The organism is Arsukibacterium tuosuense (assembly GCF_900215315.1).
GTDB classification, from domain to species: Bacteria; Pseudomonadota; Gammaproteobacteria; order Enterobacterales; family Alteromonadaceae; genus Alishewanella; species Alishewanella tuosuense.
In genome coordinates this window covers 16,941-29,970 of record NZ_OBEB01000002.1, presented here as the reverse complement: position 1 = coordinate 29,970, position 13,030 = coordinate 16,941, and the positions used below count along the sequence as shown (strand labels likewise).

Annotated in this window: 14 protein-coding genes; 6 read left to right on the top strand and 8 right to left on the bottom strand. The window is 48.6% G+C overall.

Annotation, left to right across the window (positions count from 1 at the left end; translation table 11 throughout):
• Positions 1-54 precede the first annotated feature (54 nt).
• From CRO03_RS04685 to CRO03_RS04675, 3 genes are all read right to left on the bottom strand, one after another.
• The gene (locus tag CRO03_RS04685; protein ID WP_097110485.1) at positions 55-1,638 is read right to left on the bottom strand and encodes an amidohydrolase family protein; all 1,584 of its coding nucleotides are present in this window, start codon (positions 1,636-1,638) and stop codon (positions 55-57) included.
• Between the two features lie 88 nt (positions 1,639-1,726).
• Entirely contained in the window at positions 1,727-2,221 is a 495-nt protein-coding gene (locus tag CRO03_RS04680; protein WP_097110484.1) for a GAF domain-containing protein, read from the bottom strand.
• A gap of 94 nt (positions 2,222-2,315) precedes the next feature.
• Positions 2,316-2,741 carry a hypothetical protein gene (locus tag CRO03_RS04675; protein ID WP_097110483.1) on the bottom strand — a complete coding sequence of 142 codons (426 nt, stop codon included), beginning with the start codon at positions 2,739-2,741 and terminating at the stop codon, positions 2,316-2,318.
• A gap of 254 nt (positions 2,742-2,995) precedes the next feature.
• Here CRO03_RS04675 and CRO03_RS04670 point away from each other — a divergent pair, with 254 nt between their 5' ends.
• Both CRO03_RS04670 and CRO03_RS04665 read left to right on the top strand, forming a co-directional pair.
• Positions 2,996-3,367, top strand: a complete 372-nt coding sequence (locus tag CRO03_RS04670) for a type II toxin-antitoxin system RelE/ParE family toxin (protein WP_097110482.1) — start codon at positions 2,996-2,998, stop codon at positions 3,365-3,367.
• On the top strand, positions 3,360-3,665 hold the full coding sequence (locus tag CRO03_RS04665) for a helix-turn-helix domain-containing protein (RefSeq protein WP_097110481.1): 306 nt from the start codon (positions 3,360-3,362) through the stop codon (positions 3,663-3,665). Before CRO03_RS04670 ends, CRO03_RS04665 begins: the two co-directional genes overlap by 8 nt.
• A gap of 44 nt (positions 3,666-3,709) precedes the next feature.
• Here CRO03_RS04665 and CRO03_RS04660 read toward each other — a convergent pair whose 3' ends face one another.
• Positions 3,710-4,033, bottom strand: coding sequence for a type II toxin-antitoxin system RelE/ParE family toxin (locus tag CRO03_RS04660; protein WP_097110480.1), 324 nt, complete (start codon positions 4,031-4,033; stop codon positions 3,710-3,712).
• Entirely contained in the window at positions 4,020-4,283 is a 264-nt protein-coding gene (locus CRO03_RS04655) for a type II toxin -antitoxin system TacA 1-like antitoxin (protein ID WP_097110479.1), read from the bottom strand. The genes CRO03_RS04660 and CRO03_RS04655 overlap by 14 nt, the downstream gene beginning before the upstream one ends.
• Before the next feature lie 187 nt (positions 4,284-4,470).
• On the opposite strand from CRO03_RS04655, the gene CRO03_RS18500 reads away from it, so the two are divergent.
• Positions 4,471-4,767 (top strand): excalibur calcium-binding domain-containing protein, encoded by a 297-nt coding sequence (locus CRO03_RS18500; protein ID WP_097110478.1) that lies wholly within the window; start codon positions 4,471-4,473, stop codon positions 4,765-4,767.
• Positions 4,764-5,624 carry a hypothetical protein gene (locus tag CRO03_RS04645; RefSeq protein WP_097110477.1) on the top strand — a complete coding sequence of 287 codons (861 nt, stop codon included), beginning with the start codon at positions 4,764-4,766 and terminating at the stop codon, positions 5,622-5,624. Before CRO03_RS18500 ends, CRO03_RS04645 begins: the two co-directional genes overlap by 4 nt.
• Before the next feature lie 6 nt (positions 5,625-5,630).
• Here the strand turns inward: CRO03_RS04645 and tusA are convergent, their stop codons facing one another.
• The 3 genes from tusA to fadB form a co-directional block, all read right to left on the bottom strand.
• Positions 5,631-5,879, bottom strand: a complete 249-nt coding sequence (tusA, locus tag CRO03_RS04640; RefSeq protein ID WP_097110476.1) for a sulfurtransferase TusA — start codon at positions 5,877-5,879, stop codon at positions 5,631-5,633.
• 285 nt (positions 5,880-6,164) lie between these two features.
• Complete coding sequence (gene fadA, locus CRO03_RS04635) at positions 6,165-7,328, bottom strand: acetyl-CoA C-acyltransferase FadA (RefSeq protein ID WP_097110475.1); 1,164 nt, start codon at positions 7,326-7,328, stop codon at positions 6,165-6,167.
• Positions 7,329-7,344: 16 nt separating this feature from the next.
• Entirely contained in the window at positions 7,345-9,498 is a 2,154-nt protein-coding gene (gene fadB, locus CRO03_RS04630; RefSeq protein ID WP_097110474.1) for a fatty acid oxidation complex subunit alpha FadB, read from the bottom strand.
• A gap of 206 nt (positions 9,499-9,704) precedes the next feature.
• Between fadB and CRO03_RS04625 the strand changes: the two genes are divergently transcribed.
• Both CRO03_RS04625 and pepQ read left to right on the top strand, forming a co-directional pair.
• Positions 9,705-11,642, top strand: coding sequence for a transglycosylase SLT domain-containing protein (locus CRO03_RS04625; RefSeq protein WP_097110473.1), 1,938 nt, complete (start codon positions 9,705-9,707; stop codon positions 11,640-11,642).
• Between the two features lie 46 nt (positions 11,643-11,688).
• Positions 11,689-13,014, top strand: coding sequence for a Xaa-Pro dipeptidase (gene pepQ, locus CRO03_RS04620; RefSeq protein WP_097110472.1), 1,326 nt, complete (start codon positions 11,689-11,691; stop codon positions 13,012-13,014).
• Positions 13,015-13,030 lie beyond the last annotated feature (16 nt).

Genomic DNA, 13,030 nt, shown 5'->3' with positions numbered 1-13,030 from the left:
CCCCCTGTTTTTATTTATCCTAGCACACAAAGATATAACAGGAGCAAAAAGTCTTTAAGGTCTGTTCTCCTGTTGCTGTGCCAGCTCAACCAATTTCCGCACATCAGTCAGCAGCTGCTGGGCATCGTATACGATGCCGTCTTTTATAGTGTAGCGCACGCCCTGGGTGCGGATGGCCTGGTTGTCTGCATTAAGCCGGTAGTGACCGGTGCCATATAATACTTTAAAATTTGCCAATGGGTTTTCCGCAACGATAACCAGGTCGGCTTTCTTACCCGGCACCACGCTGCCAATGTCCTGCTCCAGCCCAAGGGCAATAGCACCATTCAGGGTCGCAGCCTGAATTACTTCCAGCGCATTAAAGCCGGCTTCACGCAGCAGCTCCAGCTCCTGAATAAAGGCAAAACCATAAATTTTATAAATATAACCAGCGTCAGACCCAACGGTGATCCGGCCGCCATGGTTTTTATAGTCATTTAAAAACTGCATCCAGATCCGGTAGTTTTCGCGCCAGGCAATTTCATTATCGGTGGTCCAGTCAAACCAATAGGAGCCATGGGCATAACGGCTGGGGGTAAAAAACGTAGTCAAGGTGGGCAGGGTATACTGCTGGTGCCACTCGGCATTACGCTGTGCTGCAGCATCACGACTGGCCTCGTAAATAGTCAGGGTAGGGTTAATAGTAAAATCCAGTTCAATTAACTCATCACGCACTGCATTCCACTTCTCTGAGCCCGGTTTGGCAGCCTGACGCCACAATTCGCCTGCGGCACCGAAGCGGTCTTGTTCATTCTGGTAATTATAGTTTGCCGGATAATTCTGAATAGTCTGACCGGTGAACAATGCTTCCGGCAAGCCATACCAGTGCTCCATTGAGCCCAAACCCATCCGGGCGCTGTCCAGTACATTGGTGCGGGCGACATTCAGCTGGGCGTGGTGCATCATGGTACCCAATTGTTGCTTATTTGCTTCGTCCAGCGCCGCGGCAATAATGCCAGGAGTAGCACCAAAGAACTTAATACCGGCCGCGCCGGCTTTTTTAATATCACGCACCCACTTACGGGCCTGCTCCGGGTTAAACACCGCTTGGGCCAAGCCCTGACCAAAACCAACGTAGGGCACAATTCGTGGTGCTACTATCCGGTTCTCAGCCGAGGCTTTGACATGCTTTAAGGTCCAGGCCAGGCCATTGAAGCTGCCTGGCTCTCTTACCGTGGTAATACCATGCGCCAGCCACAGTTTAAACACGTACTCTGCTGGAATACCGTTGGCTGAGCCACCAATATGGCCATGCATATCAATAAAGCCGGGCAGAATATACATGCCGCTGACATCCATTTCGGTGTCACCCTCTTTTGCAACCGGACGGCCGCTGGCCAGCACGGGCACATCGGGGTACCCTACAACCGAAACCTGACTGATCCGGTCATTTTCAATGACAATATCCACCGGGCCAATAGCCGGTGCGCCTTCACCGCTGATTAAGATGCCGCCGCGTAAAATTAATCGTTTATACGGGCCGTCACCTTCAACTTGATTGCGCTCAGGCGCAGAGGGGGTACGTTCAGGGGCATTTGCTAATACAGGCAAACAACTGGTGCAGATAAACAGCAATAAGGTGCTAAACAGCAGGCGCATGGCAGGTCCTTTCAGATTATACAGGGGAGCATAGGCACCAGTGTGCCAAGGCTTTAGTTGCAGCGCCAGTGCAACGCGGCAAAACGCCTTAACTAAAGCGTGAACGGTAAACGTCAGCTAAAGCTTCAACAAAGGCGACCTCTTCCTCGGTCCAGCGTTTAATTACTGCCGTTTGTTCACAGCAAATAATGCCGCTGAGTTTATCACCATGATAAATAGGCACGTCCAGCAGGGATTTAATATTAAAAGGTTTTAGAAATAAATCAGACAAATCTTTGGTTGCCGGATCATTTTGCGCATCACTTGCTCTTACTACTTTTTTCTTATCTAGCGCTGCAAAATAGCCTGGAAAACTCCAGCGATCTATCAGAAGTGCCTCTTTGCTGATGCCGTTGTCTTTATCGAGCAGCAACTCACAACGCAGCAAATCGTAGTCGGTGTATTGCCATAGCCCGACCTGCTGGATTTTCAGCCCGTCTAGACAGCACCGCAACAAATGCTCGCGGGCTTCGTTTTCACTAATCTCAGGGTTGTAAATAGCACTGTGAAGCTGATCAAGTTCGGCTGAATACTGCGACGTCATAATAGGGCGATGTCCAAAACAGAAATAGGGTAATCACAACCATAGCAAAAGGATTGAACGTTGCCACTGTAATTAGCAATTTGCTATAAATAACTTAGCTTTTTAAACTGGTTACCAGGTGTGTTTGCGGCAAATGGGTTTGCAGCCACTGCAAAAATGGCTGGTATTGTTGCAGTGGGAACTTATAGCGTACATGCAGGTTGGTGTTAAGTTTGAAATCAACATAAGCCAGTTGGTCCTGCTGATAAAGATTGAGCTGCTTAACATCACTTACTTTGGCTCTTTCCATTGCCACTTGCAGCCAGGTGCCATCAGTAGAGAACAGCTTCTGAATATCTTTGCTGTAGATGAATTCACCTTTATTGGCCGGGGTTATACTCAAGGTGATAAGAATGTCGGTAATAAGCAGTAACAGCGCCGCGCCGACGGTATACCAGTTAAACCACCACAGCAGAAACATTAACACCAGCAGCACTATGGCTTTTACCGGCACTGAGTCTTTAATTAAAGGCCATAACATAACACGCTACTCCATAGCATTAAGTCACACAGCGACGTTATAAAACCAAGGTTTTTAAGTCAAGCAGCGCTTTGCAAGGGATTGTAACAAAGGGTGTAAGAGGGGAATTGTCTGAATTGACTTCTATTCAAGAACCCATCTACCGGTTGTTCCATCAAATATCTATAGGGTGAATATGGGTGTCCTTTGTAATTATAGATTGAAACTATATCACTAAGTGTTATACTTTTTTGCGTTTAGAGCAAGGATTGCTGATGCGAGTATTTAAAAACAAAGTTTTCGCAAAATGGGCTCACAAAGAAAGTCTGACAGACAAAGCACTTTTAGTCGCTGTCGCGGAGATCGAGCAAGGGCTGATTGATGCAGATCTAGGCGGCGGTGTTTTTAAGAAACGTGTAGCGACAACTAAGGGTAAAAGTGGTGGTAGCAGAACCTTAATCGCTTATCGGGTGGCTGACAAGGCTTTCTTTGTTTATGGATTTACCAAAAATGCTAAAGCCAATATAACTGTTACTGAGCTAAAAGCTTTGAAGATGCTGGCTAGTGATTTGCTGAATTACAGTGACACCGAGCTTAGCTTGCTGTTGGACGCTGGCGCATTATTTGAGATAAACACAAATGAATAGAAAAATTTTAGACATGGTGCAGGAAACCGCGCAGGATTTTTATAATGCCGGGGTAATGAAAGATACGACACTGCGCGAGATAGAAGCCTTGTGTTTACCTGTTTTAGAGGAATTTAGCGCTGAACAGATTAAGCAAATCCGTAACCAAAATAAGGCAAGCCAAGGGGTATTTGCGGCCTATTTAAATACCAGTAAATCGACAGTACAAAAGTGGGAGCAGGGACAGAAAAAGCCAAATGGCCCTTCGTTAAAGTTGCTTAATCTGGTGGCTAAAAAGGGCTTACAGATACTGGCCTGAGCGAGTATTGGTTATAGCTAAACTGCTCACATTAAAATCATTTTTTATGGAAGTCTATTTGCTATTGTCTGGTGAGAATCCCTTTTATGGTGTAACACGGCAATGATGGCAATACCTTTTTCATTAGTTTCGTAAGTGTAATACACGGAGTGAAATCTGTTATGCCAGACCATAATATCAGGCAGGCTTTCACTAAAAGGTTTGGCTGGTAGTAGTTCATCGACAAGCGAAACAAAGGTTTCTTCCAACTCAGCGGCATAGGCTCTGCTTTGTGCTACACCCCAAGTTTTAACGGAATAACGGGCGATATTCAGTAAGTCTTGAGCAGCGTCAGCAGTTAAACGATAACGCTTTTTAGCGTTTACCATGGTCGGTTATAGCCTGCTCGAAAATATCGGTAACGCTTTGCTCTGAAAAATCACCTTGCCTGGCGCTTTGCAGCCGCTGTTGGAGCAGGTCTTCCAGTTGCTGCACCGAATAATTTTTGGCCTGTTCAGTCACTTGTAGTGGCAGCACTTTATCCAGAATAAAGTCTTTAATGCTTTTACCCTGTAGGGCAGCCATCGCCTTTAACAGCTGATGTTGCTCGGGGGTTACTTCAATTGAGAGTCGGCTCACTGATGCTCCGGAGGTTGCTGTAAACTTTGCTAAGTATAAACCCGTTGCACTTATGTGCAAATGTACATTTGTGCGGGTGAGGTATTGTGGTCGAAATAGTGTTTGCTGTTCCCTGTTTTATAAACTAAGTTAGAACCTGCAAGTCGCCTGAGAGCGATAAAGGATTGAAAAACAGGGAAGCTCATCATTGAAAAAACTGCTACTTTTTGCGCTGATCGCATTCGGTGCCTGGAATTACTTTCAAAAACAAAGCACAGCTAAGCCGATTATTGAGCCCGTGCCGCAAGTATTACCTGACTACACCGTACCAATTCAAAAAGCCCGTGAAGTTGCCGCGAAGCAGAGTTTTAGGTGTGATGGCCGCCAACATTGTAGTCAGATGACATCTTATGAAGAAGCTGTGTTCTTTTTAAGAAACTGCCCCAACACAAAAATGGATGGCGATGGTGATGGTATACCTTGCGAAAGGCAGTTCGGTAAGTGACATCAAAAAACAAAGACATTTATAAGATTCAACCTGTAAAAGGGAATGCCGAAAAAGGTATTTTCAACCAAAGAGCATGGCAATCGGAGGCTGATGCCCATCTGCTATCTGCAAAACTTTTAAACAGAGCCGCTGTTGATGCGAAGTTTGAATTAGAGGGAAAATTCCAAGAATGTCTCCAAAAAGGTGAAACTGCACAAATCAATACGTTGGCAAATCAAGTTGAAGCATATTCGAAATCAGCCATTTTACTACTCGGGTATGCAATTGAGACATTTTTGAAGTCCGGCTTAGTAAGATTGTATCAGTATGTTGAGCGCGAAGATTTTCTTCGGATTATCAAAAAGTACTACGGACATGATCTGAGTAAAGCAGCTTATGATTTAGGTATTAAGCTGATGCCTGACCAAACTAAAAGTTTACAGAGGATTCGAGAACTGATCCTAGACGAAGCTCGCTATCCTGTTACCCCGAAAAGTAAGAAGCACTATTCATCTGCAACGAATAAAATTAATAGAGAAATTTGGTCTGATGAAGTCTTTAATGAGTGGCTGGACATCGCAGAAACGATCCGTGACTATATTCACAAGATTGATTTTGATAGTAATAACCCTGCCATAATAAAACCTTACAAGTTGGGTTTTGACGGTTATTTTATACTCAGATTTGGAGGAAATTTACCACCTTATTTGATTGCTAAATTTTCTAAAGAGGGTATTAGAAACGTCGTTACTTTCAGTGATATCAAGGGTTACTTTGCAGATAAACATAATGACTCTGCGTTTGCGCGTTATGTAATAAGTCGTTGGGACCAGTTTGTACCAATAGACGTTAACAAATGTCTAGGTATCAAATAGGGAAATTCAGCTACTAACCTTCTTCACCACATATCGATATGGCATTTCTTTAGTATCACTGGCCAGTAACTCATGATCCATAAAACGGCAGAATGCCGGGATATCGCGGGTGGTGGCCGGGTCGTCGGCGATAATTAATAAGGTTTCACCCACCTGCATTTTGCGGATAGTTAAGCGGATCATCATTACCGGCTCGGGGCAGCGCAGGCCTAAGGCGTCCAAGGTTTGGGTGGCGCTGTCAAAATGCGGGTTCATTACTACTCCAAAGTCTTAATTAACAACTTAACTTGTTTCACTGGCGCAAATTTCAGTATTCAGGCAGCGGCTGTTGTCGCTAAGCTAAGGCGATGGTTGGAACCCAACTTGCGCAGACACAGAGTGTCTGACGTTTTGCGTTAGCAAAGCCGAGTTGCTGTGGCGAGCACAGTGGGTGTTGCAACCTACAGCCGTTACCTGCATAGCAAACAACAAAAAAAGGCCGTAAAAACGGCCCTTATTCTATGCGATTGTGCTGGTCGCTACCAGCCTGTTGCTGTCAGCTTATGGTCGCTCAAAAACAGTCGCGATACCCTGGCCTAAACCAATACACATGGTGGCCAGGCCGAACTTGCCGCCTTTGTCTTCCATCACATTGATTAAGGTGGTGCTGATCCGTGACCCTGAGCAGCCCAGCGGGTGGCCAAGGGCAATGGCGCCGCCATTCAGGTTTACTTTCTGATCTTTAACTTCCAGCAGGCCTAAGTCTTTCATTACCGGCAGCGCCTGCGCCGCGAATGCTTCGTTCAGCTCGGCGTAATCGATATCGTTAATGGATAAACCGGCCATTTTCAGCGCTTTTTTCGAGGCCGGTACCGGGCCGTAACCCATAATAGACGGGTCGCAGCCGGCCACGCCCATACCGCGCACATAAGCGCGGATAGGCAAGCCCAGCGCTTTGGCTTTTTCTTCGCTCATTACCAGCATGCCCGAGGCACCGTCTGATAACGCCGACGAGGTACCGGCTGTTACCGTACCGTTAGCCGGGTCGAATACCGGCCGTAACTGACCCAGTGCTTCTACTGTGGTTTCCGGGCGAATAACTTCGTCGTAGTCCATCAGCTTTAACACGCCATCGGCGTCGTGGCCTTCGGTGGGGATAATTTCATTTTTAAAGCGGCCTTGTTCGCTGGCTTCCTGCGCTAAGCGATGCGAGCGGGCACCGAATGCGTCCTGTTGCTCGCGACTGATGCCGTGCATTTTTCCCAGCAGTTCCGCGGTTAAGCCCATCATACCGGCCGCTTTAGCGATAGTGGTTGATAAGCCGGGGTGAAAATCGACGCCGTGGTTCATTGGCACATGGCCCATATGCTCGACACCGCCAATTAAATACACCTCGCCCATGCCGGTTTGGATGGAACGTACCGCGTCGTGCAATGCCTGCATAGACGAGCCGCATAAGCGGTTGACGGTAACAGCGGGCACCGAATGCGGAATACCGGCTAACAACGAGGCATTACGCGCCACGTTAAAGCCTTGCTCCAGGGTTTGCTGGACGCAGCCCCAGATAATATCGTCAATATCACTCGGGTTTAACGCCGGGTTACGGTCCAGCAAGGACGCCATTACATGGGCTGATAGCTGCTCAGCGCGGACATTACGGTACATACCATTTTTAGAGCGCCCCATTGGGGTGCGGATACAATCTACTATTACTGCGTTTTTCATTATTCTGCTCCTGCGCTTAAACCGGGAAGAAACGCTGGCCGTTATCGGCCATGGCGCGGGTTTTATCTGTAACCTGATAAATTTCGCCTAAATGGGCGTATTTATCGGCCAGGGCAACAAAGTTAGTTAAACCTATGGTGTCGACATAACGCAGCGGGCCACCACGGAACGGCGGGAAGCCCAGGCCAAAAATCAGGCCCATATCGGCTTCGGCGGCGGTTTGTACTATGCCTTCTTCTAAACAGCGAATGGTTTCGTTGATCATCGGCACCATTACCCGGGCAATAATCTCATCCGGGCTTAACTCTTTTTTGTCAGAAGCAATATCGGCCAGTATTTCTAAGCTTTTCGGGTCGATATCTTTTTTCGGCTTGCCCTTGGCATCTTTGCTGTAGGCATAGAAACCAACGCCATTCTTCTGACCGTAGCGGTCCGCCTTATACATGGCGGCTACCGGGTCGTTGTCCAGTTTTGCCATCCGGCTCGGGAAGCCCTCGGCCATCACGTCTGTGCAGTGGAAGGCAGTATCCAGGCCGACCACATCCAGCAGATACGCCGGGCCCATTGGCCAGCCAAATTGTTTTTCCATTACTTTATCAACCTGGGCGAAATCGGCACCGTCCAGCACCAGCTTGCTGAAACCGGCAAAGTAGGGGAACAATACCCGGTTAACAAAGAAGCCCGGGCAGTCGTTGACCACGATAGGTGACTTACCCATTTTTGCCGCGTATGCCACTACCGCAGCCACGGTTTCATCGCTGGTGTGCTCGCCGCGAATCACTTCCACCAATGGCATCCGGTGTACCGGGTTAAAGAAGTGCATACCGCAGAAGTTTTGCGGCCGGCTCAGGTTTTTCGCCAAAGCGTTGATGGAAATAGTTGAGGTGTTCGAGGTTAATATCGCGTCGTCGCTGATTAAACCTTCTACTTCTTTTAGCACTGCGCCTTTGATTTTCGGGTTCTCTACTACCGCTTCCACTACGATATCAACGTCTTTTACCATGTCGTTGCTAAGGGTTGGGGTAATGCTGGCAATCACTTTAGCCATACCGGCCACATCAAGTTTTTTGCGCTCAACCTGCTTACTCAGCAACTTAGTGGCTTCGCCCATGCCGAGCGCCAGCGCTTTATCGGCGATGTCTTTCATTACTACCGGCACGCCTTTTAACGCAGACTGATAGGCAATACCGCCGCCCATGATGCCGGCACCCAGTACGGCAGCTTTTTTAACTGACTTAGTGGCAACTTTGCCGGCTTTTTTCGCTTTGCTTTTAATCAGCTGGTCATTTAAAAACAAACCAACCTGAGCGGTAGCGGCATCGGTTTTCGCCAGTTTGGCAAAACCAGCATTTTCCAGCGCCATGGCGCCGGCGCGGTCTAAGGTGGCGGCCGCTTCAATAGTTTGCACCGCTGCCATCGGCGCCGGGTAATGTTTACCGGCGCTGGCAAATACCATACCTTTGGCGGTGCTGAAGCTCATCGTCGCTTCGGTTTTATTCAGTTTTAATGGCTGCAGTTTAACCGCACGTTTTTTCTGCCAGTTCAGGCTGCCGGCAATGGCATCTTCTAATACGCTGAGTGCTGCCGCTTCCAGTTTTTCCGGTGCCACTACTGCATCAATTAAACCGGCTTTCTGGGCCTGCTCGGCGCTATGGTCTTTGCCGGTGGTTATCCACTCCATCGCATTATCGGCACCAATAATCCGCGGCAGACGCACCGTACCGCCAAAACCCGGCATTAAACCCAGTTTTACTTCCGGTAAGCCAATTCTGGTACTGGTGTCTGCCACCCGGTAGTCACAGGCTAACGTCCACTCACAACCACCACCTAAGGCGAAACCTTTTATGGCGACTACGGTCGGAACCGGCAGGTCTTCACATAAATCGAAAATATCAGAGGCTTGCTTGATCCAAGGTACCAGTTCTGCTTCCGGACGCTGGAAAGTACTTAAGAATTCGGTGATATCCGCGCCAACAATAAAGGTGTCCTTGCCACTGGTAAAGATCACACCTTTCAGGTTACTGTCAGCGTGCAGCTTGTCTAAAGCTGTCTTACAATCAGTCAGGGTCTGTTGATCAAATTTATTTACAGAGCCTGCGGCAGCAAAGGTAAACCGGGCGATACCAGGTTTAATATATTCAACACTGATAGTGTCACTCTGGTAGATCATAAATATGCTCCTTGGTCGCGTTATAGGGTGATTGTCGCAACTGGTACGATGAGGTTAACAGGTTCAGTGTGTCGTGCTTTACTAAAAATTTCAACCGTTATTTAAACAGGTGTTTGAAAAAGGTAGCTAAACCCAGCTAAACGTTGCCATTAGATGTGACTAACTATAGTTGCTTTTCTATTTTTCGCTGGAGTCAGAGGTAAGTCGTGATAACTTTTCGTTCATTATTCATCGCCACAGTAGTAGCTTCAACAGTGGCGTCCTGCGCATTTACAGCCCGGGCGGCTGAACAGGACAAATTACAGCAACAGCGCGCGCGGTTTGTTGCACTGGAACATAGCATTGATAGTGTCAGTCGCAAGCAGGCCGAAAGCTGGCTGGCTGAGCTGGAAGGCTATCCGCTGCAACCTTATTTACGCCTGAAAAGGCTGCAACGATTTTTGAATGCTCATGATGCCATCGAGACATTTCTGACCGAGTATCAGGGCACGCCGATGGACTGGCCGCTCCGTAAACCCTGGTTGCTGCGTTTAGCTGAACAACAACAGGCCGAGCGCTTTCTGGCGAATTTCCCCGGCTCATCAGACGCAGAGCTGAAGTGTCTGGCCCTGCGTTTTCAATTAAAAACCAAGGCGCTGCCTGAGGCTGAAATATGGCAGCAAACCGAAGAAATCTGGACTGAAGGCAAATCGCAACCACGTGCCTGTGACCCGTTATTTACTGCCTGGCGCGACAGCGAACCGCTGCAAAGCGAAACGGTACACCGCCGGCTGCAACTGGCGGCAGAGGGCGGCCAGGCCCAGCTTATTCCTTACTTAAAAACCTTGCTGCCGGCCAATGAGCAGTATCTGGCCGATTTGTGGCTGCAAACCCGGCGCAACCCGGCGGTGGTTGGCCGGGCAAAATTTTTTCCTGGCAAACATATTATTGAACGCGATGTGTTGGCTTATGGCTTAAAGCGCTTAGTCTGGCGCTCGCCCGATCAGGCCCTGGCTACCTGGCAACGTCATGTCAACGACCCTTACTTTACTAAAGCACAGCGCTTAGACGTCCAGCGCCAGTTCGCTATAGCGCTGGCCAGTAAAGGCGACAGCCGGGCTGATAACTGGTTAACCACCTTGCCGGCTGAATTGTTTGATGCCAATTTAGCACAGTGGCAGGTAGCGCATGCATTACGGGAGCTGGACTGGCCTAAAGTGCAAAAAGTGGTCGAGCAGTTACCTGCCGAGCTGCAGGGCGATATTAACTGGCGTTACTGGCGGGCCCGCGCGCTGGAAGAGCAGGGTGAAACCGAGCTGGCCAAGACTGAATTTACCGCTATTGCCGGCCAGCGGCATTATTACGGTTTTATGGCCGCAGCCAGAATTGGCTTGCCGCCCAGCCTGGCGCATAACCCGGTAAAGGTAACAGAAGAAGAAATAGCACAGTTACAGCAGCATCCGGCAGTGCAACGCGCCCAGCAGTTTCTGGCGCTGGGCCGGCTGACAGAAGCCCGGCGGGAGTGGAATCATTTACAGGATACCTCTGACGAGCAGCAGAAAATTACCTCAGCCAAGCTGGCCAGCCAGTTGCAGTGGTATGAGCGGGCGATATTTTCGCTGGCCGACGTTGGCTACTGGGATGACGTCGAATTACGTTTTCCATTGGCTTATCAACAGGAAATGCAGCTGTCGGCCGATAAATTTAATATCGATTCAGGCTGGAGTATGGCAATTGCCAGACGCGAGAGCTCTTTTATGGCTGATGCCTATTCACCGGCCGGTGCCCGCGGCTTGATGCAGATTATGCCTGGTACGGCTAATGACATCGCAAAAAAACAGGTGCAGATCCGGCAGTTGTACAACCCGGTCACCAATATCGACTATGGAACAGACTACCTGAATTATTTAAAGCAGCGCAACGATGGTAATCTGCTAAAGGCTACCGCAGCGTATAATGCCGGCTACCGGCGGGTAATGCAGTGGATCCCGCAGGATTATGCGCTGCCAGCTGATGTCTGGGTTGAAACCATTCCGTACCGGGAAACCCGCGAGTATGTAAAGGCAGTAATGGCCTATTATCAGATTTATAATATCCGGATGAACGTGGCCCAGGATGTTTTTAAACCGCTGGTGGCTATGAAGATTGGGGTGATAGTGGAATAGTGCTATTATTGCGCTCATCAGCCCACCCAACCGAAATAAGGTAGCTATGAACTCAGGTTATCAGGCGTTATATCAGGCTCATATTGCCCAATTACAGCAGCGCACCCAGCAGGTGCTGGCCCGCGAAAATCTGGATGGTTTGGTTATTCATTCAGGCCAGGCCAAGCGTAAATTTCTGGACGATATGGATTACCCCTTTAAAGCGAATCCGCATTTTAAAGCCTGGTTACCGGTGGTAGATAATCCGCATTGCTGGTTGTTACTGGATGGGGTAAATAAACCCAAGCTGATTTTTTACCGGCCGAAAGATTTCTGGCACAAAGTGCCTGACGAACCCGCTGATTTCTGGGCAGAGTACTTTGATATTCAGCTGTTAGATAAAGCGAACAAAGTTGAAACCCTGCTGCCGTACGATAAAGCCCGGCTCGCCTACATTGGCGAGTATCTGGAAGTGGCACGGGCTCTGGGTTTTACCGAGATAAACCCCGAGCCGGTACTAAGCTATTTACATTTTTATCGCGCTTATAAAACCGGTTATGAACTGGCCTGTTTAAGGCAGGCTAATCAAATGGCGGTGGCGGGCCACCGGGCGGCTAAAGCGGCGTTTTATGCCGGTGGCAGTGAGTTTGATATACAGTTGGCGTATCTGGCGGCTGTTGGTCAAACCGAGAACGAAGTACCGTATGGCAATATTGTTGGGTTAAACCAGAATGCGGCCATTTTGCATTACACCGCACTCGAGCGGAAAAAGCCGGCAAAGCACCATTCATTTTTAATTGATGCCGGCGCCGAGTTTCACGGTTACGCTGCCGACATTACCCGTACCTATAGTTTTAACAAAAACGATGAGTTCGCCGAGCTGATTGGCGCAGTGAACCAGTTAGAGTTAAAGCTGGTTGATGGTTTAAAACCCGGCATTAATTACACCGATTTACATCTGCAATGCCATTTGGGTATTGCTCAAATTCTGCATGACTTTGATTTTGTCCGGCTGGACCCGGCGACCATCGTTGAGCGTGAAATCAGCCGTACCTTTTTTCCGCATGGTCTGGGCCATCATTTGGGGTTACAGGTCCATGACGTGGGCGGCTTTATGCTGGATGAGCGCGGCACTCATATTGCGCCACCAGATAATCATCCGTTTTTACGCTGCACCCGGCTGATTGAACCCGATATGGTATTTACCATTGAACCAGGCCTGTACTTTATCGATAGCCTGCTTGCCGATTTAAAACAAACTGACGCTGCAACCAGCCTGAATTGGGAAAAAATTGCAGCCTTCGGCCAATTTGGCGGCATTCGGATCGAGGACGATATTATTGTCCATCGTGACCGTAATGAAAACATGACCCGGGATTTGCAGCTCGCCTGACAGGGCGTTAAGGGAC

Excerpts from the sequence above, each read along its gene's own strand:
- CRO03_RS04685 (WP_097110485.1), bottom strand. The coding sequence starts at position 1,638 with ATGCGCCTGCTGTTTAGCACCTTATTGCTGTTTATCTGCACCAGTTGT.
- CRO03_RS04680 (WP_097110484.1), bottom strand. The coding sequence starts at position 2,221 with ATGACGTCGCAGTATTCAGCCGAACTTGATCAGCTTCACAGTGCTATT.
- CRO03_RS04675 (WP_097110483.1), bottom strand. The coding sequence starts at position 2,741 with ATGTTATGGCCTTTAATTAAAGACTCAGTGCCGGTAAAAGCCATAGTG.
- CRO03_RS04670 (WP_097110482.1), top strand. The coding sequence starts at position 2,996 with ATGCGAGTATTTAAAAACAAAGTTTTCGCAAAATGGGCTCACAAAGAA.
- CRO03_RS04665 (WP_097110481.1), top strand. The coding sequence starts at position 3,360 with ATGAATAGAAAAATTTTAGACATGGTGCAGGAAACCGCGCAGGATTTT.
- CRO03_RS04660 (WP_097110480.1), bottom strand. The coding sequence starts at position 4,033 with ATGGTAAACGCTAAAAAGCGTTATCGTTTAACTGCTGACGCTGCTCAA.
- tusA (WP_097110476.1), bottom strand. The coding sequence starts at position 5,879 with ATGAACCCGCATTTTGACAGCGCCACCCAAACCTTGGACGCCTTAGGC.
- fadA (WP_097110475.1), bottom strand. The coding sequence starts at position 7,328 with ATGAAAAACGCAGTAATAGTAGATTGTATCCGCACCCCAATGGGGCGC.
- fadB (WP_097110474.1), bottom strand. The coding sequence starts at position 9,498 with ATGATCTACCAGAGTGACACTATCAGTGTTGAATATATTAAACCTGGT.
- pepQ (WP_097110472.1), top strand. The coding sequence starts at position 11,689 with ATGAACTCAGGTTATCAGGCGTTATATCAGGCTCATATTGCCCAATTA.